The 21,721-nt window shown below is 65.7% G+C and carries 22 protein-coding genes; 8 read left to right on the forward strand and 14 right to left on the reverse strand.

The window, feature by feature from the left end:
• Position 1: 1 nt before the first annotated feature.
• Together EV667_RS11400 and EV667_RS11405 are read right to left on the reverse strand one after the other, a co-directional pair.
• Positions 2-778 carry an amino acid ABC transporter ATP-binding protein gene (locus EV667_RS11400; RefSeq protein ID WP_207907742.1) on the reverse strand — a complete coding sequence of 259 codons (777 nt, stop codon included), beginning with the start codon at positions 776-778 and terminating at the stop codon, positions 2-4.
• 71 nt (positions 779-849) lie between these two features.
• Entirely contained in the window at positions 850-1,701 is an 852-nt protein-coding gene (locus EV667_RS11405) for a substrate-binding periplasmic protein (RefSeq protein ID WP_131835460.1), read from the reverse strand.
• Between the two features lie 301 nt (positions 1,702-2,002).
• On the opposite strand from EV667_RS11405, the gene EV667_RS11410 reads away from it, so the two are divergent.
• From EV667_RS11410 to EV667_RS11420, 3 genes are read left to right on the forward strand one after another with little or no spacing between them, the layout of a single operon-like run.
• Positions 2,003-2,785, forward strand: coding sequence for an SDR family NAD(P)-dependent oxidoreductase (locus tag EV667_RS11410; RefSeq protein ID WP_131835461.1), 783 nt, complete (start codon positions 2,003-2,005; stop codon positions 2,783-2,785).
• 50 nt (positions 2,786-2,835) lie between these two features.
• Positions 2,836-3,225: a Rid family hydrolase gene (locus EV667_RS11415; protein WP_131835462.1), complete on the forward strand. Its 390-nt coding sequence runs from the start codon at positions 2,836-2,838 to the stop codon at positions 3,223-3,225.
• A gap of 27 nt (positions 3,226-3,252) precedes the next feature.
• On the forward strand, positions 3,253-3,777 hold the full coding sequence (locus tag EV667_RS11420; protein ID WP_131835463.1) for a hypothetical protein: 525 nt from the start codon (positions 3,253-3,255) through the stop codon (positions 3,775-3,777).
• 73 nt (positions 3,778-3,850) lie between these two features.
• Here the strand turns inward: EV667_RS11420 and EV667_RS11425 are convergent, their stop codons facing one another.
• From EV667_RS11425 to EV667_RS11465, 9 genes are all read right to left on the reverse strand, one after another.
• The gene (locus EV667_RS11425; RefSeq protein WP_131835464.1) at positions 3,851-4,738 is read right to left on the reverse strand and encodes a hypothetical protein; all 888 of its coding nucleotides are present in this window, start codon (positions 4,736-4,738) and stop codon (positions 3,851-3,853) included.
• A 7-nt stretch (positions 4,739-4,745) separates the two neighbouring features.
• Positions 4,746-5,459 (reverse strand): SDR family oxidoreductase, encoded by a 714-nt coding sequence (locus tag EV667_RS11430; RefSeq protein WP_131835465.1) that lies wholly within the window; start codon positions 5,457-5,459, stop codon positions 4,746-4,748.
• Between the two features lie 18 nt (positions 5,460-5,477).
• Complete coding sequence (locus EV667_RS11435; protein WP_131835466.1) at positions 5,478-6,776, reverse strand: acetoin dehydrogenase dihydrolipoyllysine-residue acetyltransferase subunit; 1,299 nt, start codon at positions 6,774-6,776, stop codon at positions 5,478-5,480.
• A gap of 28 nt (positions 6,777-6,804) precedes the next feature.
• Positions 6,805-7,779: an alpha-ketoacid dehydrogenase subunit beta gene (locus tag EV667_RS11440; protein WP_131835467.1), complete on the reverse strand. Its 975-nt coding sequence runs from the start codon at positions 7,777-7,779 to the stop codon at positions 6,805-6,807.
• Between the two features lies 1 nt (position 7,780).
• On the reverse strand, positions 7,781-8,761 hold the full coding sequence (locus EV667_RS11445) for a thiamine pyrophosphate-dependent dehydrogenase E1 component subunit alpha (RefSeq protein ID WP_131835468.1): 981 nt from the start codon (positions 8,759-8,761) through the stop codon (positions 7,781-7,783).
• 97 nt (positions 8,762-8,858) lie between these two features.
• Entirely contained in the window at positions 8,859-9,755 is an 897-nt protein-coding gene (locus tag EV667_RS11450) for an ornithine cyclodeaminase family protein (RefSeq protein ID WP_131835469.1), read from the reverse strand.
• A gap of 8 nt (positions 9,756-9,763) precedes the next feature.
• Positions 9,764-11,011 (reverse strand): NAD(P)/FAD-dependent oxidoreductase, encoded by a 1,248-nt coding sequence (locus tag EV667_RS11455; RefSeq protein ID WP_165901599.1) that lies wholly within the window; start codon positions 11,009-11,011, stop codon positions 9,764-9,766.
• Between the two features lie 34 nt (positions 11,012-11,045).
• Positions 11,046-11,783, reverse strand: a complete 738-nt coding sequence (locus EV667_RS11460; protein WP_165901600.1) for an SDR family oxidoreductase — start codon at positions 11,781-11,783, stop codon at positions 11,046-11,048.
• Positions 11,784-12,019: 236 nt separating this feature from the next.
• Positions 12,020-12,700, reverse strand: a complete 681-nt coding sequence (locus EV667_RS11465; RefSeq protein ID WP_165901601.1) for a GntR family transcriptional regulator — start codon at positions 12,698-12,700, stop codon at positions 12,020-12,022.
• A gap of 215 nt (positions 12,701-12,915) precedes the next feature.
• Between EV667_RS11465 and EV667_RS11470 the strand changes: the two genes are divergently transcribed.
• The 4 genes from EV667_RS11470 (at position 12,916) to EV667_RS11485 (ending at position 17,753) form a co-directional block, all read left to right on the forward strand.
• Positions 12,916-13,704, forward strand: coding sequence for an aspartate/glutamate racemase family protein (locus EV667_RS11470; protein WP_131835473.1), 789 nt, complete (start codon positions 12,916-12,918; stop codon positions 13,702-13,704).
• Positions 13,705-13,742: 38 nt separating this feature from the next.
• The gene (locus EV667_RS11475) at positions 13,743-15,065 is read left to right on the forward strand and encodes an NAD(P)/FAD-dependent oxidoreductase (protein WP_165901602.1); all 1,323 of its coding nucleotides are present in this window, start codon (positions 13,743-13,745) and stop codon (positions 15,063-15,065) included.
• 85 nt (positions 15,066-15,150) lie between these two features.
• Positions 15,151-17,196, forward strand: coding sequence for an oxidoreductase (locus EV667_RS11480; RefSeq protein ID WP_131835475.1), 2,046 nt, complete (start codon positions 15,151-15,153; stop codon positions 17,194-17,196).
• Between the two features lie 14 nt (positions 17,197-17,210).
• Complete coding sequence (locus EV667_RS11485; protein ID WP_131835476.1) at positions 17,211-17,753, forward strand: hypothetical protein; 543 nt, start codon at positions 17,211-17,213, stop codon at positions 17,751-17,753.
• Between the two features lie 19 nt (positions 17,754-17,772).
• On the opposite strand, the gene EV667_RS11490 is transcribed toward EV667_RS11485, so the two are convergent.
• Both EV667_RS11490 and proC read right to left on the reverse strand, forming a co-directional pair.
• On the reverse strand, positions 17,773-18,696 hold the full coding sequence (locus EV667_RS11490) for a DMT family transporter (protein ID WP_131835477.1): 924 nt from the start codon (positions 18,694-18,696) through the stop codon (positions 17,773-17,775).
• Between the two features lie 71 nt (positions 18,697-18,767).
• Positions 18,768-19,592, reverse strand: a complete 825-nt coding sequence (gene proC, locus EV667_RS11495) for a pyrroline-5-carboxylate reductase (protein ID WP_131835478.1) — start codon at positions 19,590-19,592, stop codon at positions 18,768-18,770.
• A 333-nt stretch (positions 19,593-19,925) separates the two neighbouring features.
• On the opposite strand from proC, the gene EV667_RS11500 reads away from it, so the two are divergent.
• Positions 19,926-20,717 carry an enoyl-CoA hydratase/isomerase family protein gene (locus tag EV667_RS11500; RefSeq protein ID WP_131835479.1) on the forward strand — a complete coding sequence of 264 codons (792 nt, stop codon included), beginning with the start codon at positions 19,926-19,928 and terminating at the stop codon, positions 20,715-20,717.
• A 58-nt stretch (positions 20,718-20,775) separates the two neighbouring features.
• Here the strand turns inward: EV667_RS11500 and EV667_RS11505 are convergent, their stop codons facing one another.
• The gene (locus EV667_RS11505; RefSeq protein WP_245516116.1) at positions 20,776-21,567 is read right to left on the reverse strand and encodes an enoyl-CoA hydratase/isomerase family protein; all 792 of its coding nucleotides are present in this window, start codon (positions 21,565-21,567) and stop codon (positions 20,776-20,778) included.
• Between the last annotated feature and the right edge of the window lie 154 nt (positions 21,568-21,721).

Below are 21,721 nucleotides of genomic sequence, written 5' to 3' on the forward strand. Positions count from 1 at the left end.
CTCAGGAAATGGTCTCGACGTGAAGAACCTTTTTCAGGAAATCCGCGGTGCGCGGCTCGGCGGGATTGGTGAACATCTTTGAAGGCGGTGCGTCCTCGATGATCCGGCCATCGGCGGAAAAGATCACGCGGGTGGCGATGCGCTTGGCGAACCACATGTCGTGGGTGACGATCATCATCGACATCTTCTGCTCGGCGAGTTCGAGCATAAGCCCCTCCACTTCGGTGACGAGCTCGGGGTCGAGGGCCGAAGTCACCTCGTCGAAGAGCATGATTTTCGGGTCGAGCAGCAAGGCGCGGGCGATGGCGACGCGCTGCTTCTGGCCGCCGGACAGCATGCCGGGGAAGGCACCGGCCTTGCTCTCCAGGCCGAGGCGGGTCAGCAGTTGCATGGCCCGTTCCGTGGAGCTCGACCGGCTTTCGCCGCGGGCGCGCATCGGCGCGAGGATGAGGTTGCCGAGCACGGTGAGATGCGGGAACAGCGTATAGTGCTGGAACACCATCCCGACCTTGTTGCGGACCGGGATGTTGACGAAATTGTCCTTCGTGGACTTCGGGTCCGCCTCGATGTAACGCACGCCTTCGAGTTCGATGCGGCCATGGTCGATTTTCTCCAGGCCCATCACACAACGCAGCAGAGTGCTCTTGCCGCTGCCGCTCGGCCCGATGACGACGACACGCTCACCGGCTTCCATCTGGAAGTTGATGTCGTCGAGGACGACCAGGTGCCCGCCGAACGACTTTCGCAGGCCTTGCACGTTCAGGAAGCTGGACGACATGCCGACCCCTCTTTCTTGCATTGGGAGACGGACGGCACCGTGCGGCGCCGTCCGCTCCGGAAACCGTCAGCTCACTTGGCGCCGGCGAGATACACTTCGCTCCAATGCTTCAGCGACGCATCGACCGAACCGAGGGACACCTTCTCTTCGAGGAAGATGTTGAGCACCTGGATGTCATGATAGGTCAACTGCGGCGGCAGGCCGAAGGAGATGCCCTGCTTCATCAGCGCAGGATGGGCTTCGAGCAGGCCGACCTTTTCCGAATTGGCGGTCTGCAGCAGCAGATTGGTGGTCGAGTCGGCACCGGCGACGTCGACGCGGCCCGAGAGAAGCGCCAGGTTGAGGCCGTTGGCATCCGGGAGGCGGACGATCTGCGCCTTCTTGAAGCGCTCGGTAACCTTGTGGTCCTGAGCCGAGCCGGACATCACGCCGATGCGCATGCCGGCCACGTCGAAGGAAGAGAGGTCGGTAGCGGGGTTCTTGGTCTTCTCGCTCGCCAGAAGATAGGCGAAGTTCATCTCATCATAGCCAGCAATGCCGCTGTAGTTGATGACGAGGGCGCGGGCCGGGGTGCGGTTCAGCGCCGGGGACATGTCCCACTTGCCCGCCTGCAGGCCAGCGACGATGTTGTCCCAGGTGGTGTCGACGAACTCGACCTTCACCTTGAGCACCTCGGCGAACTGCTTGCACAGGTCGAGATAGGCGCCGCCATATTCGCCCGTCTTGAGGTCCTTCATGACATAGGGCGGCGAGATGGCGGAGGCGCAGCGCAGCGTGCCGCGCTTCTGCACTTCCGACCAGTAGCCATCGGCATGGGCAGGCGTCGCCTGCAGCCCGGCAACCATGGCAAGGCCGAGAGCGCCCGCGCCGATGCCGTGCGTGCAGAGCCTTGCAAACTTCTTCCAAACGCGAGCTAAAGTCATTGTGTGTTCCCCTTTGCGGAAGCCGATATGCACGGATGATGTCCGCCGCAAGCGGACAATCAGGTTCCTGTTTGATTTTTGTTATATCGTATAAATCTTATGCGCTCTGTCAAATGAAGATTTGCTAGGTGGCAAGCTCACTTATCATGATTTTTAAGTATCTGATAATACAGGATTTTTCATTTCGTTCCGAACTTGGCGGCGCCGTTCCATGCTGGCTCGCGCTGGACGGCCGGCCCCTTTCCCCTTGCCTCCCTCTGAAGTTATGTCATTTGTTATATAATAATTTGGGGAGGCAGATATGCAGCGTCATAAAGGCCGGCGCGTTCTCATCACCGGCGCCGGAAATGGAATAGGCATGGCGGCGGCCTGCTTCTTCGCGGGCGAGGGCGCGCGCCTGTGCCTGGTCGATGTCGACGCCGGGGCGCTGGCGGCCACCCTCGACAAGCTGCCTCCCGGCACCGAGGCGCTGAGCCATGCCGTCTCCGTCACCGACGAGGTGGCGATCGCCGGCGTGGTCGACGCGATGGTCGCGGCCTATGGCGGCATCGATGCGGTCGTGAACTCGGCGGGAGTGGTAGTGGTCGAGCCGGCGCTGGAGGCCCGGATCGATATTTTCCGCGAGGTGATCGAGGTCAACCTCGTCGGCACCTGGATCGTCTGCCAAGCAGCGGCGCGCCACATGGTGAAGGCCGGTAGCGGGGCGATCGTCAACATCAGCTCGGTTTACGGCTTCCAGGGGGCCCCCAGCCGCACCGCCTACTGCGCGTCCAAGGGGGGCGTCGTCAATCTCACCAATTCGCTAGCGGTGGAGTGGGGCCCGCTCGGCATCCGGGTCAACAGCGTGGCGCCCACCGGCACCCGCACGCCCATGGTTCAGGGGCTGATCGACCGTGGCATCTATGATGTGGATGCCGTCTCGCGCCGCACGCCCCTGCGCCGCATCGCCGAGCCGGAAGAGGTCGCCGCTGCGTGCGGCTTCCTCGTCGGCGACGAGGCGGGCATGACCACCGGCCATCACCTCGCCGTCGATGGCGGCTGGCTCGCCAATGGCTTCCTCATGGCGCCCAAGGCGGGCGCCTGATCCCTCGGCAGGTCCTCGCCCGAGGTCCGCATTTTTGATGGAGACCCCCCATGGTAAAGCGCCAGAACATTTCCTCCGGCTCGCAGTTCGAAAAGCTCTACGGCTATTCCCGTGCCGTGAAGGCGGGAGACACGCTCTACATTTCCGGCACCATCGGCATGGACTACGCCGCCGGCAAGATGCCGGAGGATGCGGTCGGCCAGGTCCGCCAGATCATCAAGAACTTCGAGATGCCGCTCGCCGCCGCCGGCGGTTCGCTGAAGGATATCGTACAGATCACCACCTATGTGACGACGCCGGAGGTCTTCAAGGAAGTCGGCCCGGAACTCGGCGTGATCTTCGGCGACATACAGCCGACCAATGCCGCGCTGGTGGTGGCGTTCCCGGTTCCCGGCGTGCTGGTAGAGATTTCGGCGACGGCCGTCATCGGGTGCGAATGAGCGGGCGAGAACGGACGGAGATTTCCCATGTGCAAGTCCTGCCATTCAGGCCTGCCGTTGACTTTTGACGTGGTGGACGAGGCGGGCATCGTCGCGGCGGCGACCGCCGCCCATGCGGGCGGGCAGGCCTGGCACTTCCATGTGCTCGCGCCCCTTTGCACCTTCAGCCCCAAGCCCGGCGCCTACACCTTCCTGCTGGAACTGACCGACGCGAAGCGCGCGCTTTGCGCCTATTACGACGAGAAACCGACGGCAGTGAACAAGCAGCTTCTTCCACTGCTGCACGGCGCCGACGCCCTTGCCGACACGCCGGCCGACGCCAGCCTCGCGGAAGAAGACGAAGCCCTGCTCGCGACCATCGAGGCGGCGGCGAAAGCGGGCACGAGCTGGCACCATCACATGATGTTCCCAGCCTGCGGACTGAATACCTCGGACGGTAAATGGCGGCTTTTCGTCGAGATCGACGGCCGCGAGCCCGCGATCCACGACTATGCCGACGAGCCCTCGCGGGTGCTGAACCGCATCGAGCGGATCTATTTCGGCCTCACCTGAGCGTGCGGCACATATGGAAACGGGCGCCCCCGTGAGGAGGCGCCCGTTCTCGCGCTGGCAGGAGCGCGTGGGCTCATCGCAGTTCCTGCCGCGCAAGGGCTGCCTGGGTCGCCTCGTTGAGGGCGTTCCAGGGAATAAACGTGTCCAGCCACGCGGCAGCGCGGCCCGTGAACAGCACCAGTTCCTCGATCACATCGTCGATGTCTTCAGGCGCGCCGAGCAGCGCCTTGGCGTCGTCGAGCACCTTGCCGGTGGCGTGCAGGGCGCAGAAGCCGTCGATCCGGGCATTGAAGGCATCAATGAGGAACTCCAGCACGCGGGCGCGCTCGGCCGTGCCGATGCCGTGGGCGGCGCTGCGCAGGCGCCAGATCAGTTCATGCAGCTTGCGCAGTTCGCCTTCCGCCATGGCGAGCGGGCCATAGGGGATCATCATCCCCTGCCGGCGCAGCAGCGCGTACATCTCTTCCGGCGGCGCCTGCCACATCGCCTTGCGTGCGGTGCGCAGGGCGTTCAACCCCGGCGAGGTGAAAGGCTTTTCCGGCACAGCGAGGGCAAGCGCGTCCTCATTGGCGGTGAGCTGGGCCAGCAACGGCGCCTGCCCGTGGTTCTCGACCACGCGGCGGCCGAAGGCCCTCAGCCAACCAATATCGCCGGTGAGCCGGCCGAGCACGGACACCTGCGCCTTCTCGGCCTGTAGATCCCCATAGATCAGCTCGAGGAACTGGCGCTCCGGCCAATACAGGAAGGTGCCGGCCGGGAGGGTGAGAATGTCCGCCGGCTTCTCAATGTCGGCCACCACGGGCGCATGCCAGAAGATGTGCTGTCCGGCGATTTTGGCGCAGTGGATGTCGAGCGCCGCCGGCAGGTTGGCAATCACCTTGCCGATCGTCACCGGCGCGAGGTCGGGATAGAGCTCGATCTCGTGCGCGACCCCGTCCAGCGTGAAAGAGAGCGAAGGCATGTGACTGTTATCCCTTGGAGAAAAGCGCACCGCCGACGACCTGCCGGGTGGGAAGCATTTCGATGGTGGTGAGATCGACGAAAGCCGGGCTGCTCAGGACATGAAGAATGGTCGCGGCGACGTTGGCGGGGGTGAGGCACTCATAGCCGTCATAGAATTCTTCATCGGCGCCGAGCTGGTCGTGAATGCCGGTCTGCACGCGGCCGAGCAGGATTTCAGTCACGCGGATATGGCTGTCGCGCATGTCCACCCGCAGATTGGCGGACATTGCGTGCATGGCGGCCTTGGTGGCGCTGTAGAGCGCCGGCCCCGTGCCAGGAACCGTGCCGCAGATGGAGCCCAGCATCACGATGGTGCCCGCGTCGGCGGCCTTCATGGCCGGCACAACTGCCCGCAGAATGTTGACGGTGCCGAGAATATTGATCGCGACCAGCCTGTGCGCGACGTCGTCGGGGGTCTCGTGCAGGGCAAGCTGCGGCCCGAGGACGCCGGCGCTGTGGATCACCACGTCGGTTTTCTCACCGGCAAGTGCCGCCATCACCGCCTGCGCGTCGCAGATGTCGAGCGTGCGGGTGCGGCAGCCGGTTCGGGCGGCGAGATCGGCGAGGGCGCTCTCATTGGTGCCGAGGGCGAGCGTCGCATAGCCCGCCTGCGTGAGTTGCGCGACGATGACGCGACCGATGCCGCCCGTAGCGCCTGTGACGATCGCCGTCGGTTTCATGTCGCCCCCCGCTCCATTTCAGCCGGCGCTGCGGGCGTTTTGCAGGATCAGCCGCGCGACCGTCGAGGGAGCCTCGACATGGGGCATGTGACCGACATTGGGCAGCAGGTGGATGGCCGCTTCGGGGCCGGCACCCAGCGCGTGGCGCATCGGGATGATGCGATCGCATTCGCCCCAGATGATCCTCTGGGGCACCGCGATCCGGCGCAGCGCCGCGCGCATTTCCCCCGCTTGCGTGCCGTCCGGGAACAGCCTGTCGGCAAGCACGGCCTGCGCCTGCCGGAGTTCTTCGGTCCGCGCTTTCAACGCCGCCTGGACATAGCCGGGCGACACGATGGACGGATCGGCAAACAGGCGCAGCATCCAGGGCCTCAGGCTCTCCACGCGAGTTGCGCGGCTGAAACCGTCGAGGAAATCCCCGTCGATCTCCGGCCCCAGGCCCGCCGGCGCGATCAGCGTGAGCGAGCGCGGGACCACGCGGCCGGTTTCCGCGAGAGCAATGGCGACGCCGCCGCCAAGCGAATGCCCGACGAGGTGGCACTCCTCGATGCCGGCCTCGTTGAGCGCCTGCGCGATGGTGGAGGCGAGGTCTTCAAAGCTCCTCGCTCCGGCGTCCGCCGGTGACCGACCGTGACCGGGCAGGTCCACCAGCACGGCGGCATGGTCGGCACCGAGCGTCGCGAGCAGCGGCTGCCAGGAGAAGCCATCGGCGCCGAAGCCGTGCAGGAACACGAAGGGCGTGCCGGTTGCGCTGCCGCGCCGGGCGAGACTGATCGCGCTGGCCGCGGGAGAGGGGACCCCAATTGGCGCATTTCCGGCAGCAGGGCGCGCCTCGGTGAAGGCATCGACGTCGCGCAGCTTGATGCGGCCGGAGGGGCTGGAGGGGATGATTTCATTCAGGTCGATGCCCCGGCTCGCGGCGATGCGCCGTGCCAGCGGCGAGGCGGTGACGCGTACCGAGCCGTTCGCAGCGACGGGTGGCGCCACGGCAGGAGGAGTACGCGCTGCAGGTGCCGCAGGCGTGGCAGGCGCGGGGGCAGCGGGCGGGGCGACGGCCGTCGCCGGCGCGCCCTGCGTGGCACCGTCGCGAATCGTACCGAGCACCGTGCCGATCGCCACTTCCTCGCCGATTTGCGCCCGGATGTCGGCGAGGACGCCGGAGACCGGGGCCTCGATCTCGGTGGCCGCCTTGGCAGTCTCGACAGTGACGACGAGTTCGCCCGCCGCGACGTTTTCGCCGGGCTTCTTGTGCCAGGCGACCACGACGACGGATTCCATGTATTCGCCGCCAGCGCCGACGACGGTGATATCGGTCACGGCAAGATCCTCCCCTTCACGGCCGACCTCACTTCAGCGTGGCGCGCGCGGCATCGGCGATGCGCGCGGCGTTCGGCAGGACGGCGAGTTCCAGCGGTTCGGCATAGGGCACCGGCATGTCGGGCAGGGTCACCCGTGCCACCGGCGCGTCGAGAGCGTCGAAGGCGAAGTCCATGATGGTGGCGGAGAGTTCGGCGGCATAACCGCAGAAGCGCCAGCCCTCATTCACCACGACCGCGTGGTGGGTCTTGGTGATGGAGCCGATAATGGCATCGAGATCGAGCGGGCGCAGTGTGCGCAGGTCGATCACCTCGGCCGAAATGCCGTCCTGGGCCAGGAGTTCGGCGGCTTTCTGGCTCTCCAACACCATGCGCGACGTGGCGAAGATCGACACGTCCGCGCCCACCCGTACCGTCTTCGCCTTGCCGATCGGCACCAGCAGGTCGGGATCGTCGGACACCTCGTCGCGCAGATTGTAGAGCAGCTTGTGCTCAAGGAAGACCACGGGCTGGCTGTCGCGGATGGCCGACTTCAGCAAGCCCTTGGCGTCTGCCGGCGTCACCGGCGCCACCACCTTGATGCCCGGAATGTGGGCGACAAGGGAATCAAGGCTCTTGGAGTGCTGGGCACCCGCCCCGGCGCCGCCGCCGCCCTGGGTGCGCAGGACGAACGGCATGGTCACGTTCTGCCAGAGATATTCGTAGATCGAGGCCTGATTGATGAGCGCGTCGAGCACGAGAGGCATGAAGTCGGCATACATGATCTCCAGCACCGGGCGGGTGCCGGTCATGGAGGCCGTGACCGCCATGGCGGCCAGTGCCTGCTCGGAAATCGGCGTGTCGCGCACCCGGCTCTCGCCGAACTCGTCCATCAGCCCCTTGGTCACCTTGAACACGCCGCCATAGCGGCCGATGTCCTCGCCGAACAGGAAAACGCTGGGATCACGCTGCATTTCCTCGCGAAGCGCCTGATTCAGCGCTTCGGCATATCGCATCATCGCCATGTCAGACGGCCTCCGGCGCGGTGGCGTAGGGGGAGCTCCGGGTGAAGAGCTCGAAGGTCGGCAGCGGCGCGGCGAGGGCTTCCTCGACGGCGGCATCGACCTCGGCCACGGCCCCGGCCTCGACCTGGTCAAGCCGCTCGGTGCCGACGGAATCAGCCAGCGCCAGGCGGCTCACCTGGATGGGGTCGCGCCGGTTCCAATCGGCAAGGTCGGCCTCGCTCTGGTAACCACCCATGTCGGAGGTGGAAAAGCCCTGCATGCGGTAGGTCTTGGCCTCGATCAGGGTCGGGCCATCACCACGGCGGGCGCGCTCTACGGCAGTCGCTGTCGCGCGGTACATAGCCACCGTGTCGTTGCCGTCGACGATCTCGGCCGCCATTGCGTAGCCGGCGGCGCGGATGCTGAGATCCGCCACCGGCGACTGGACGGAGTGGTGGACGGTGAGGCCGAACTGGTTGTGCTCAAGGATGAACACCAGCGGCAGCTTCCACAGCCCCGCCATGTTCATGGATTCGTGACAGATGCCGGTCTGCGCGGCGCCATCGCCGAAGAAGCACATGGCCACATCCGACGTGCCGCGGACCTGGATCGACAGGGCCATGCCGGTGGCGGCCGGGATGGAGCCGCCGACGATGGCGTTGCCGCCGATCATCCCCTTGTCCCGGTCGCCGATCAGCATGTGCCCGGCACGCCCGCCGCAGGTGCCGGTGGCGCGGCCGAGGATTTCGGCGGTTACGCCGCGAATGTCGACGCCCTTGCCGATGTAGTGGGCATGGCCGCGATGGGTGCTGGTGACGAAGTCGCCGGTACCGAGCACAGCGGTGGCACCGATGCCGACAGCTTCCTGACCATCGCAGCGGTGGATTGGCCCACGCGTCTTGCCGACCTTGTGAAGTTCGCCGAGCCGCTCTTCCAGCCGGCGCACGACGAACATCTTGCGATGCATCTCAAGCTGTTCGTCGAGGGAAGGCGCATTCTTCATTTTCGAACCTCCGATGCCGACCCGGCATCGTTACACGATATATGTTGTAACATTCTTTGCGATAAGTCGACGCCCTTGCGACGGTTTCCCGTCGGATTCAGCCGCCGAGTGCGGAGAGAACCAGACTGGCCGCGAAGGCGTCCTCGGTCGCGATGCCGACCGATATGAAAACCGTCGTCCGGGAGCTATCGACCTCGACTGTCCCGGCGAGCACCTCGCCCAGTTCGGCGTGGATGGTGGCGCCGGAGAGGAGGATGTTGCCGGATTCCTGGCTCGCCGCGTCCCGCGATTCCACCAGGATGAGGTTCTTCATCACCGCATCGTCCAGCTCGCGCCCATCGAGCCCATTCCAGCCAACCGCGCTGACATGGACGCCGGGCTTGAGCCATTCGCCCTTCAACACCGGCTCGCGGGCGGAGGTGGTGGTGGCGATCACATCGGCACCGCGCACCGCGTCCTCGGCGCTGGCATAGGCCGTGGCGCCGATCTCGGCGGCGAAGGCCTGGGCCTTGGTGAAATCGCGCGCCCAGACGCGAACTTCCTCGAAGGCGCGCACGCGCCGCATCGTCTCGAAATGGCCGTGCGCCTGGATGCCGTTGCCGATGATGGCGAGAATTTTTGCATCCGGGGCGGCGAGGCGGCGCGCCGCCATGGCCGAGACGGCAGAGGTGCGCATCTGGGTGATGTAGGTGCCGTCCAGAACCGCCCGGGGGATGCCGGTCCAGCGGTCGAAAACCACCACCACGGCATTGTGGCTCGGCAGATCCCTGTCATGGTTGCCGGGATAATTGCCGACCAGCTTAACGGCGAAGACATCGGTCACCGCCGGCATCAGGCACATGTCGCCACCCGCCTTCTCGTCGATCACCCGCATCCGAACGGGCTGGATCGAGGCGCCGGTGGAGAAGGCGATGAGCGCCTTCTCCATGGCGTCGATCAGCGCCTCGATGTCGAGCACGGCGGCGATCTGGTCTCGGTCGTAATAGGGGAGCATCGCGACCTCTAGAAACGGGCGGGCGAGAAGGGGGTGATGTCGATCGGCGGGGTGCGGCCGGCGGCGATGTCGGCGACGATGGCGCCGGTGACGCAGCCGCTCGACATGCCGACATGCTGGTGGCCGACGGCCAGGATGACGTTCGCCGTGCGGCCGGAACGCCCGATCACCGGCAGCGCATCTGGCATGGAGGGGCGGAAGCCCATCCAGGTCGATGAGGGACGCTCGGTAATGTCCGGCAGGAAGCGCTTGGCGGTACGGTCGAGATAGGCGTGGCAGGCCGGGTTGGGCGGCTTGTCGAGACCGGCGAGTTCCACCATGCCCGCGCAGCGCAGGCCCTCGCTCATCGGCGTCATGGCGAAGCCCGCCGTGGCGCTGGAGCAGGTGCGGCTGATGATGCCGGCCTGCCCGCCGAACATGATGTGGTAGCCCCGCTCGGTCTCCAGCGGCAGCTTCTCAACAGAGCTGCCGAACAGGCGACGCGCATGCGCTCCGGCGGCAAGGACGGCCTGGTCGTAGACGCCCTGCTGCGTGCCGGCGACACGGATCCGGCCGTCAGCCTCGGCGTCCAGCGTGCGCACCTCGTCGCGCAGGAAGCGCCCGCCGCGCGCGCAGAACTGCTTCACCAGCGTGGCGCAGACATCGACGGTGCTGAGATAATGCAGGGCCGAATGGAAATACAACGCCTTGACGAAGACCGGCGCCAGATTGGGCTCCAGACGGCGGATCGCGGCGGCGTCGATCTCCTCGACATCATCGGCGAGCCGCTTGTAGAGCGCGACCTCACCGGCGCTGGCGCGGTAGGCGGCTTCGCTCTCATAGAGATGGAGATAGCCGCCGGCCCGCATCAGGCGGTCCGCCCCGCTTTCGCGGAACAGCGGCAGCGCGTAGTCGAGATTGCGCGACAGCAGCGTGTGCATCGCCTGCGCGATGCGCGTCACTTCCGACGGCGTACAATGGGACAGGAAAGACAGCAGCCAGGGCAGCATGCGCGGCGCGTAGCCCCAGTCGATGCTCAGGGGCGAGCCGGAGGCGAAAAGCAGCGGCAGCAGGCGCCGGGGAATGGACGGGCTGTTGATCGGCACGAAGGCATGGGGGGCCAGCGCGGCCGCGTTACCGAAAGAGGCCCCATGGCCGGGCTCGTCGCGGTCGATGAGCGTGACGGCGAACCCGGCTCTCTGGAGATAGAGAGCCGAGGAGATGCCGACGATGCCCGCGCCGATGACGGCTATGTTCTGCTCATCCGGTGCCGGCATGGAGACCTCCGCTAGCGCTGTACGGACCCACCGCTCATGTGCCGAGCTGGCGGTTGTACATGCGGGTTCCGCCGACGACCTGATGGGTCGGCACCACCTCGATCTGCGAGACGCAGACATGCGGGGGCGTGCCGAGCACATATTCGATGGCGTCGGCGATGTCGGTCGCCTTCAGGCACTCATAGGGGTCATAAAGCAGGGCGTCGGACTTGGAATGGTCGCCGTCGAACATCTCGGCATGCATGCCGGTGCGCACCCGGCCGGGGCGGATTTCCGTCACCCGCACATCGGTGCCGAACAACTCCATGCGCAGGTTGGCGCTCATATTGTGTACAGCGCCCTTGGAGGCGCTGTACATCGGCTGCCCGGCGGAAGGGTAGGGGCCGGCGAGCGAGCCGAAATTGACGATATGGCCGCGATTGCGCTCCACCATGCCCGGCACGGTGGCTGAGAGCGCGTTATGGATGCCCATCACATTGACGTCGAGAATACGTTGGGCCGAGGCGGTGGGCACCGAATAGATCGTACCGGTCACGCCCAGCACGCCGGCGGCGTTGATCAGAATGTCGATCTGCTGGCCGGAGAAGGTGCTCCGCATCGCTTCCGAATCGGTCACGTCCATGAAGACGGTCTCGACCCCGGGGAGGTCCTTCAGCGTATCGAGCTTTGCCTGATCGTTCGACAGGGCGATGGCGTAGACGCCATGGCGGGCCAGCATGCGGACCATGGCCGACCCCAGGCCGCCACTGCCGCCCGTGACCAGAGCGCGCATTCCCTTCTCAAGCATGGAGAACGTCCCTCTCGGATAATTCAATCCGAGGGATGTTATTTGTTATATCAAGTCGACGTCAAGCGTAGATTGCGGATCGGCTTTCGAGCCCGGAGGCGGCTGTCACATGTCGTTTGAACACGAAATGTCCGCGCCGGCGCGGGGACGCGCGGCAACCCGCTCAACGGTTTCTGGGGGCAATGCAGCGCGGCATGGGTGATTCTATCGACCGCCTGCCCTCATTCCTCCTCGCGCACCGCGCGATAAAAGGCCTGCGAGGAAAATTCGATGTCGTGCGCGATGGCGTCCGCGATGGCCTGCGGGTTGCCCTCGCGTACCGCCCGGATGATGGCGATATGGTTGAGGATGCCGTCATCGGTGTTGGAAAAGGCGGGATAGATCGTCTTGATATACGACCCCGTACGCAGCCAGCAGCTCTCGATCATCTTCACCAGAAGCGGCATTTTCGATGCCTCATAAATAGTGAAGTGAAATATCCAGTTCAGTTCGGTAAGCAAAGTATAGTCTTTTTCGCGGTTTGCTTCGATGAGTCTGTCGTTAATGGAGCTGATCTCGATGATATCGTCGCGGGTGATATTTGGCGCGGCTTCGCGAGCGGCGAGACTTTCAAGCGAACATCGGATCTTGACCAGTTCTCGGATATTTTCTTCATCCAGACGGGGGATGTAGATGGAGCCGTTGCCGCCCAGTTCCAGCACGCCTTCGGCCGCCAGATTGAACAGCGCCTCGCGCGCCGGGGTGAGGCTGACGCCGAGCGAACCAGCCACGGCGCGCAGGGTCAGCTTCTCGCCCGGCTTGAACAGGCCGGCCATGATCGCGTGCCGCAACTGGTCACGCACCCGCACGCCGAGCGTCTCGGTGCGCTGGAAGGGAGAGAAGTTCGAGAGAGCTTCAACCATGGTGCGTTCCCGGCCAATTTCTTTGTTTGTTATGATATGCATCACGCGCGTCAAGCTCATAGCCTTTGGTGCGGGGTCTTTTGGGGCCGGATCAAGCCATCCCGTCGCAACGCACGCGCACTGTTGCAAAACTTTTATAACATATTACACTTTGCGTCAGTCGATGCCAAGGCGGTCGCGTCGCGGCGGTCGGTCCACACAAAGGATCTGGTTGCGTGAAACTCTGCTGGATACATCCCACCACCGCCAATGATGCCCTCGCGCCCCTGTGGGACAAGCTGGACGCGGCCGTGCGGCCGGCGCTCCATCCGGGCACCGAGCTTGAATTCCGGTTTCTGCCGAAAAGCGGCAATTTCGTGCGCTCCGCCTATGCCGAACACATCAATTCGGTTCACATTGTCGAGGCGGCGCTGAAGGCGGAGGCGGACGGCTTCGACGGCATCTTCCTCGGCTGCTGGAACGACCCGCTCTGGGAGGCCCGCGAGGTGCTCTCGGTGCCCGTCGGCTCGGTCAGCGAGCAGTCCATGCTGGCGGCGCTCGCCATGGGCAAGCGGCTGGCCGTGATCACCGTGTCGCAGAAGACCACGGTCGCCATCGAGAACGACCTGCTGGCCTACGGGCTGCGCGACCGCGCGATCGTCCGCCCGGTGCGCACAATCATGCCGGAATCCGACGCCGGGCTGCTTCTCGGCGCCGTCTCCGATCCCCATGCGGCCTTCATCCCGCGCATCGAGGAAGTGGCGAGGGGCTGCATCGCCGATGGCGCCGACGTCATCCTCATCGGTTGCGCCTATTACGGCCCGCTGCTGCGCATGGCCGGCTATTCGGAAGTGCCGGGCACCGGCGTGCCGGTGGTCGATTCCTCCACCGTCGCGCTCAAATATCTCGAGGCCATGACCGACATCGCGCTGAAGCTCGGCACGGTGAAGAGCACGCGCCTCCAGTTGCGCGCGCCGCCGCGCGAGGCGCTCGACATGGCGCGCCGCAGCCTTTCTCTGATCTGAACCCCACCTCCCGAATGTCCGAAAGCAGGGGCCGTCCCATGTCGCTGGCCAGTCCGATCGACAGCAAACTCGAAGGCGTCGTCTGGAAGCGGACGTTGAAGGAGCCGGTGCTCGCCTATCCCGCCCTTGCCGGAGAGGAGAGCGCCGACATCGTGGTCGTCGGAGCGGGGTTCTGCGGTCTCAACGCCGCCCTCGCCGCCGCCAGGGCTGGGCAGAAGGTCATTCTGCTGGAAGCGGGCGTCGTCGGCAGCGGCGCCTCGGGGCGCAATGGCGGCTACAACGTTCCCCAATTCCCCGGCCCCATCACGCCCGGCGCCGTAGAGGCTATGATCGGCAAGAGGAAGGGACAGGCGCTGTCCGAATTGGTGCTCGGCGGCGCGGATGCGGTGTTCCGGCAGATCGAGCGTTACCAGATCAATTGCTCTGCGGTGCAGCACGGATGGGTGCAGCCGGCGCATTCGGAAGCGTCGCTCGTCAAGGTGAAGAAGGTTTTCGACGCCTGGAAGGCCTGGGGCGCGGATGTGACCTGGCTATCGCCGGGCGACCTCTCCGCGCGCCTCGGGGCGGCCGGCTATATCGCCGGCTGGTTCAACCCGACCGGCGGCACCGTCAATCCCTATGGCCTGACCATCGGCCTCGGCCGCGCGGCGGTTCAGGAGGGGGTACGCATCTTCGAGAACAGCCCGGTCGACGGGATCGAGGAAGGCCCCGGCGGGGTCACAGTCAAGGCCGGCGCCGGCCGGGTTCTGGCCCGCCGCGTCATCGTTGCCACCAATGCTTATACGGGCGATTTCCTGCCGCAGGTGCAGCGCGCAACCCTGCCGGTGTATCTCTACCACGCAGCCACCCGCCCGCTGCGGGCAGAACTGCGGGCGTCGATCCTGCCGGGTGGGGAATGCTTCACCGATTTGCGCAAGTCCGGCGGTTTCGGCCGGCTGGACGATGACGGGCGGCTGATCTCCGGCGGCGCCGTGTTCGCCTTCGGCGACAAGCGCGCCTACGGCATCGCCCACGCGCGAGCCCGCATGCGCCAGCTTTTCCCCCAGCTCACCGAGGCGGATGCCGAATTCGAGGATTACTGGGAAGGCTACTGCGCCGTCACCGAGAGCTACCTGCCGCATGTGCAGCGCCTCGGCAAAGAAGTGTTCGCGGTGGTGGGCTTCTCTACCCGCGGCGTCAATCTGGCGCAGAACCTTGGGCGGGTGGTCGGCGAGTTCGCGGCCGGCACGCGCGCCCTCGACGATGTGCCGGTGTCGGTGATCGAGCAGCGCCGCGACGTGCCGCTGTGGGCGCTGAAGGTGCGGGCCGCACGCCTTGTCTTCCCCCTTTACCAAGCCAAGGACCGGCTCGGCCTGAGCTGAGGCGGCCCTTTCCGCCCCGTGCCGTTTGCGCCCGGGAGCGTGGACGGTGGCGGGGGTTTCGATTTCCGGCCCATCGGAGCGCACCATGGCGGCCTATGATGTCCTGTTCCAGCCGTTGCAGATCCGCAACCTGACGATCCGCAACCGCTTCCTCTCCACCAGCCACGAGCCCGGCTATGTCCTCGCTGGCGATATCACCGACCGCTACATCGCCTATCAGGCGGAGAAGGCGAAGGGGGGCATCGGGCTGACGCAGTTTGGCGGGGCAACGGCTGTCTCGGCCGAGAACTCGTTCTATTACGGCCAGATCAACGGTTCGGTGGACAAGGTCATCCCGCAGTTTCGCAGGATGGCGGCCGCGATCCACGCCCATGGCGCCCATTGCACGGTCCAGCTGACCCATGGCGGGCGGCGCGAGCGCTGGGATCTCACCAACTGGCTGCCAACGTTCTCTCCGTCGCCGCTGCGCGAGATCATCCACGGCACCTTTCCCGCGACCATGGAAGACCACGACATCAGGCGGACCATCGAGAATTATGTCGCGGCGGCCGTCCGGGTGCGCGAGGGCGATGTCGATGGGGTGGAGATTTCCTGTCAGGCCGGAACGCTGATCGAGCAGTTCTGGTCGCCGGCGATGAACCACCGCACGGACGGCTATGGCGGCCCGCTCGCCAACCGCATGCGCTTCGGGCTGGAAATCCTCGAAGCGGTGCGCCGGCGGCTCGGCGACGACTACGTGATCGGCATCCGCATGCCGGGCGACGAGATGCTGAAGGGAGGCCTCACCCGGGAGGACTGCCTCACCATCGCCTCCACCTATGCCGGTTCGGGCCTCATCGACTTCATCTCGGTGGTCGGCGGCCAGGCCTCCGACTACAAGTCGGAAGCGCGCATCTGGCCCACCATGTGGGTGCCATCCGCCGCGTGGCTGCCGCTTGCCAAGGCGATCCGGGACGAGGTGCAGGGAAAGGTCAAGATCTTCCACGCCACCCGCATCACCGACGCCGCCACCGCCGAGCACGCCCTGAAGAGCGGAGCGGTGGACATGGTCGGCATGACCCGGGTCTTCATCGCCGACCCGCATTACGCCAACAAGCTGAAGGCGGGCGATGAAGAAAACATCCGTCCCTGCGTCGGCGTCGGCTACTGCGTCGACCGCGCCATTCGCGGCATCGACGCGCTGTGCGCCCACAATGTCGCGACCTCCCGCGAGGCGACCATCCCGCAAGACGTGGCCGCCGCCGCTGTAAAGAAGAAGGTGGTGATCGTCGGCGGCGGCCCTGCCGGCATGGAGGCGGCCCGGGTGAGTGCACGACGCGGCCATGAGGTGGTGCTGTTTGAAGCGGGGGAGCAACTCGGAGGCCAGCTTCTTCTGGCCGCACGGGCGACGTGGCGGCGCGAGATTTCCGGCATCACCGCCTGGCTTGCCCGCCAGATGGAGATTCTGAACGTCGATGTTCGGCTGAACACCTATGCCGAGGCCGAGGAGGTGCTGGCCGAGGCGCCGGACGCGGTCATCATCGCCACCGGTGGCCTGCCCAATCTCGGCCGCTTCGAGGGCGTGGAACTAGCGGTTTCCGCCTGGGACGTGCTGTCCGGCCAGACCAACGTCGGCGCCACGGTGCTGATTGCCGACGAGAACGGCACCGCCTCGGTCGCCTCAACCGCCGAGTTCGCCGCCGCGAAGGGGGCGCGGGTGCGCATCGTCACGCCGGACCGGGAATTCGGCCGCGAGATCGGCGGCACCAATCTCGGCGCCCACATGACCGAACTCTACAAGCACGACGTGGCGATCGAGACCGACACCCGCCTCATCGCGCTGCGACGCGAGGGCAACGGGCTCGTTGCGACGGTGGAGAACACTTATAGCGAGAAGCGCCGCGAGATCCCGGTCGACCTGGTGATCGGCGACAATGGCACGCTGCCCAATGACGATGTCTACACCGCGCTGAAGCCGCTCTCGCGCAATCTTGGCGAGGTGGATCTGCGGGCGCTCGCCGAGGCGCGCGAGCAGACCATCGTCAGCAACAGCGAGGGCCGCTTTGTGCTCTACAAGGTCGGCGACGCCTGGTCCTCGCGCAATCTCCATGCCGCCATGCTCGACGCCGCGCGGCTGACCCACCCCCTGTGAGACGAGGCGAGCCGATGAACCAGACCCTGACTCATGGCGACATCACCTACCACGTGATCGCGCTTGAGCACTGCCTGCCGCTGGTCGAAGGCTTCATCGCCGTCGGCACGAAATGGCACTCGCATGTTCTCTCGCCCGGCTGCGCCTTCAACCCCTATGACGGGCTCTACGCCATCGTGATCGAGGACGATGGCACCCATGTCGCCTACATCGCCCCGTCGGAGGGGTTCCCGGAAGTCGACAAGGTCTTCGTCCGCATGCTGCACGGCGACGACATCCTCGACGAGGCGGCGGCGCGGGCGGCGGACCCGGCGGAAGCGGCCGGTTCGGCGCTTCTGGCGCGGGTGCGCGAAATCGACGCGCAGGGCGTTCACTGGCACCACCACATGAACTTCCCCGCCTGTGCCCTCAACCCGCATCGCGGCCGCTGGGCGATCACCGTGGAAAGCGCGACCGGCACTTTCTCCGAGAGCTACGAGCACGAGCCCAAGGCGGTGCTGCGGGAGATCGAGGTGCTGTACTTCCGCAACCTCGCCGCCCGCACGGCAGCCGGCTGAGGCGGCGCGGCCGGCGCGGTCAGGGAAAGTCCTTCATTACCGCGTCGGCGCGCAGGCGCCCGCGGGCGCGCGATTCGCTGTAGAGCAGGAACAGGCCAGCCGTGGCGATGATGGCGGCGCCCAGCAGGATGCGCTCATTCGGCACGTCGCCGAAGACCAGAATGCCGAAGCCGATGCCCCAGAGCAGCAGCGAGTACTGGAAAGGCGCCAGCACGCTGACCGGGGTGAGCTTGACCGCGCGGCTGATGAGCAGATGTGCCAGACACGCGACAATGCCGAGCAGCAGCAGAAGGCCGATATCGACGGCGCCCGGCGGCGTCCACTGGAAGAAGGCGAACGCCCCGCCGCCGATGAGCGCGCCGAGCGCCTGGAGCGTGGCCAGCGCGGTGTCGCTGGTCTTCACCAGCACCTTGTTCATCATCAACGCGCCCGCATAGCAGAAGCTGCCCACGAGCGCGTAGAGAATGCCGGGCGAGTAAACCGTAAACGAGGGGCCAAGCGCGATCACCACCCCGCCGAACCCTGCGAGGATGACCAGCCAGCGCCGCCAGCCGACCGCACCTCCGGGCATGACGCTGGACATGGCGGCGACATAGATCGGCCCGGCCATGTAGAAGGTAAAGACATCGGCCAGCGGGAGATAGGCAACGGCGGCGTAGAACAGGGCCGTATCGCCCGTCGCCACGCCGATCCGAACGAGCTGAAGCCAGGGGCGACGAATTCGCCCGGTGCCGCGCCCCGCCCACAGCATGGGACCCAATACCAGAAAGGCGCCGATGGAGCGGATCGCCAGCACCTGGCTGACCGCGAAGGTTCCCACCAGGATCTTGCCCATCGTGTCGTTGAGCGCGAAGAAGAAATTGCCTAGCACCATGAAGGCGACGCCGATCCAGAACGCGTGGGCGTTGGCTGGGCTGATCAGGCGATTGAACAGGGGCAGCATGGACCGCCAGGGGGCGAGGGGAGGGAACGAGGACCCGAGGGGACCACGCAGCAGAGAGCTACACCGGCACCCTAGCCGTCGCCAAGCTCGACCGAGCGCCGGCGCGCGGCCGCGACCGCACGGGCGATGACCGGGTCGATCCCCGCATCGCCCATGAGCTCGGCAAGAGCGGCAGCGGTGGTGCCGTTGGGGCTGGTCACCTGCCGACGCAGCGTTGCCGGGTCGGCGTCGCTGTCGCGCGCGAGGCGCCCGGCGCCATAGACGGTCTGCAGAGCCAGTTCGCGGGCGAGATCGGCGGGCAGTCCCTGCGCAATGCCGGAGCGCTCCAGGCAGTCGATCATGTGGAACACATAGGCCGGGCCGGAGCCGGAGACGGCGGTGACGGCGTCCATCAATGTCTCGTCTTCGATGAGGCACACCCGCCCCGTGGCGGAGAGCAGGCGCTGCGCCAGCGCGCGCCGGTCCGGCGACACCTGGCCATTCGCCACACAAACCATCATGCCGGCGCCAATGGCGACGGGCGTATTGGGCATGCAGCGGATGAGGCAGGCCCGGGTTCCAAGAGCTGCTTCCATGCGCCCGAGCCCCACGCCCGCGGCCACGGAAATGACAAGCGCTCCGTTGTCGACGAAACGCCTGACGTCAGGCAGAACAGCGTCCATCTGCTGTGGCTTGACCGCGAGCACCACGACATCGGGTGCGGGCAGGGTGGATACCGCGATCAGCTCGACCGAGGTCATGGCGCCGGCCGATGCGGCCCGCTCGCGCAGGGTCGCGGCCGGCTCGACGACATGCACATCTACCGCCTCCGCGCCGGTCAACCAGCCGACGGCCAGCGCGTATCCCATGTTGCCGCAGCCAATGAGAAGGACATGAACCTTCGCTCGTGCCGTCATGCCAGCCTCCACTGCACACCAATGTGATATTTGTTATAACATTTTATCGACAATAGCGACATGCATTTTGCCGGAGTGGGAAGGCGGGGACGTCACGACGTCTACCTCGCAGAGGTATCGCTGAAATCTGAAAACGTAATATACCAATTTTCTTCATTTATACAATACTTTAGATATCCTCTATACTCACTAAATGAAACGTTTACCCGAGACGATTGCGCGTGATAGCCTGCCGGGCAACGGCATGCTCGCAGCCTCCGCCGGGCGCTGGCCCACGGCAAAGGGGGAGGCATCGGCGCACCGGCGAACACATGAAACGAGGAACAACAGTCCATGTCCGAGGAGCCCGCCTTCGACTTTTTTCAATTCGTGGCGAAAGACGGCGTTGCCGTCCTCACCATCGACCGCCCGCCGGTCAATGCGCTCTCGCGCGACCTGTATGAGAGCCTGGACAGGGTCATCGACCATATCGAGGCGACACCGGCGATCCGTGTCGTCGTTTTGGCCTGCAAGCCGGATGCGCGAGCCTGGATCGGCGGCGGGGACCTGAAGGAGTTTCTTTCCTTCACCGCAGAGACCCGCCGGGCGCGCCACGACTATGTCGAAGGGGTTACGGACCGCTTCTACCGGCTTTCGTGCCCCACCATCGCGGCCGTCACCAAGCCGGCGATCGGCGGGGGGATGGTGTTTGCCAGCGTCTGCGACATCATTGTTGCGGCGGAGACCGCCTTCTTCTCCATGCCGGAAGTCGACCGCAGCCTCACGGGCGGAGCAGGCTCCTATTTCAACCGGCTCAACCTGCCGGTGAGCTTCATCCGCGAGATGATTCTCACCGGTCGCCGGCTCAATGCCGCGGAGCTGCGCGACGTCGGCTTCCTCAATTATGTGCTGCCGGAAGACGGGGTCCTGCCCAAGGCGATGGAACTTGCCGAGTTGATCGCCGCCAAGAGCTCGGCGGCCGTGCGGGCCATCAAGGAAAGCGCCAACCTCATCGACCGGATCGGTTGGGAGAAAGGGCGTGATGCGGCCCATGAGGTCAGCGCCGCGCGCCTCGTCGATGGACCGGACTACAAGGAGGCCATCTCGGCCTTCCTCGAACGCCGCAAACCCGTTTTCAATCACTGACGGGCACTTTGTCCCTGGGCCGCCACGCCCCGCGTGGCGGCTTTACCGGGGGACGGCCTTACTCGCCGCGAAACACCGGCTCGCGCTTCTCGGCAAAGGCAGCGAGAGCTTCCTGCCTGTCATGTGAGCGCGCGGTCGGCGCGTGTGCCATCAACTCAAAGCGGAAGCCGGTGGCAAAATCGGCGTCCTCGGCGACATCGAGCGCCTGCTTGGCCTGGCGCACGGCGAGGGGAGCATTGGAGGCGATCATGCGCGCAACCCCCAGCGTCTCCTCAAGCAGCGCGGCGGCCGGCACCACCTTGTTGACCAGCCCCCACTCCAGCGCTTCAGCGGCCGAAAACATCGCGCCTGTCAGGATGATCTCCCTTGCGCGCCGGACGCCGCACGCGCGGGGGATCGTCTGCGTCGCGCCGGCGCCCGGCGAAATACCGCGCCGGACCTCGGGCAGCGAGAAACGCGCCGCCTCGCTCGCATAGGCGAAATCGACGGCGGCGACGATCTCGCAGCCGGCGCCAACAGCCGCGCCGTTCACCGCCGCGATGATCGGGACCGGGCAGTCGGTGAGCTGCCGGATCAACCGTTCCATCAGTGCCCGCTGGCGGCGCACCGCCGACGGGTCCATGGTCTGCCGTTCCTTCATGTCGCCCCCGCCGCAAAAGATGCGCTCGCCGGCCCCCGTGAGTACGACGCAGCGTGTGGCGCCGGCATCGACATAGAGCTCCCACAGCCAGTGGTTCAGTTCTTCCGCCATGGCGAGATTGATGGCATTGCCGGAGGCCGGCCGGTTCAGCGTCAGCAACTGGACATGGCCGAGCGTTTCGACCAGCAAGGTGTCATAGCGAGGAGGCACGCGGTTCTCCTGATTGGTAAACGTTATACCGAGCAGATGCATGAGGTGGCTGTTTCTACCACGTTGACACGCTTGTGCCAGCGTGGCTTAGGTGGAAAACGATAAATGAAGATGCTGGACGGTCGTCTCTTCGGCCTGCCGGCCATCCCGGCGC

The organism is Ancylobacter aquaticus (assembly GCF_004339465.1).
GTDB lineage: Bacteria > Pseudomonadota > Alphaproteobacteria > Rhizobiales > Xanthobacteraceae > Ancylobacter > Ancylobacter aquaticus.

Bases quoted from the DNA above. Each gene is read 5' to 3' on its own strand.
- EV667_RS11400 (WP_207907742.1), bottom strand. From the start codon at position 778: ATGTCGTCCAGCTTCCTGAACGTGCAAGGCCTGCGAAAGTCGTTCGGC.
- EV667_RS11405 (WP_131835460.1), bottom strand. From the start codon at position 1,701: ATGACTTTAGCTCGCGTTTGGAAGAAGTTTGCAAGGCTCTGCACGCAC.
- EV667_RS11410 (WP_131835461.1), top strand. From the start codon at position 2,003: ATGCAGCGTCATAAAGGCCGGCGCGTTCTCATCACCGGCGCCGGAAAT.
- EV667_RS11415 (WP_131835462.1), top strand. From the start codon at position 2,836: ATGGTAAAGCGCCAGAACATTTCCTCCGGCTCGCAGTTCGAAAAGCTC.
- EV667_RS11420 (WP_131835463.1), top strand. From the start codon at position 3,253: ATGTGCAAGTCCTGCCATTCAGGCCTGCCGTTGACTTTTGACGTGGTG.
- EV667_RS11425 (WP_131835464.1), bottom strand. From the start codon at position 4,738: ATGCCTTCGCTCTCTTTCACGCTGGACGGGGTCGCGCACGAGATCGAG.
- EV667_RS11430 (WP_131835465.1), bottom strand. From the start codon at position 5,459: ATGAAACCGACGGCGATCGTCACAGGCGCTACGGGCGGCATCGGTCGC.
- EV667_RS11440 (WP_131835467.1), bottom strand. From the start codon at position 7,779: ATGGCGATGATGCGATATGCCGAAGCGCTGAATCAGGCGCTTCGCGAG.
- EV667_RS11445 (WP_131835468.1), bottom strand. From the start codon at position 8,761: ATGAAGAATGCGCCTTCCCTCGACGAACAGCTTGAGATGCATCGCAAG.
- EV667_RS11450 (WP_131835469.1), bottom strand. From the start codon at position 9,755: ATGCTCCCCTATTACGACCGAGACCAGATCGCCGCCGTGCTCGACATC.
- EV667_RS11455 (WP_165901599.1), bottom strand. From the start codon at position 11,011: ATGCCGGCACCGGATGAGCAGAACATAGCCGTCATCGGCGCGGGCATC.
- EV667_RS11460 (WP_165901600.1), bottom strand. From the start codon at position 11,783: ATGCGCGCTCTGGTCACGGGCGGCAGTGGCGGCCTGGGGTCGGCCATG.
- EV667_RS11465 (WP_165901601.1), bottom strand. From the start codon at position 12,700: ATGGTTGAAGCTCTCTCGAACTTCTCTCCCTTCCAGCGCACCGAGACG.
- EV667_RS11475 (WP_165901602.1), top strand. From the start codon at position 13,743: ATGTCGCTGGCCAGTCCGATCGACAGCAAACTCGAAGGCGTCGTCTGG.
- EV667_RS11480 (WP_131835475.1), top strand. From the start codon at position 15,151: ATGGCGGCCTATGATGTCCTGTTCCAGCCGTTGCAGATCCGCAACCTG.
- EV667_RS11485 (WP_131835476.1), top strand. From the start codon at position 17,211: ATGAACCAGACCCTGACTCATGGCGACATCACCTACCACGTGATCGCG.
- EV667_RS11490 (WP_131835477.1), bottom strand. From the start codon at position 18,696: ATGCTGCCCCTGTTCAATCGCCTGATCAGCCCAGCCAACGCCCACGCG.
- proC (WP_131835478.1), bottom strand. From the start codon at position 19,592: ATGACGGCACGAGCGAAGGTTCATGTCCTTCTCATTGGCTGCGGCAAC.
- EV667_RS11500 (WP_131835479.1), top strand. From the start codon at position 19,926: ATGTCCGAGGAGCCCGCCTTCGACTTTTTTCAATTCGTGGCGAAAGAC.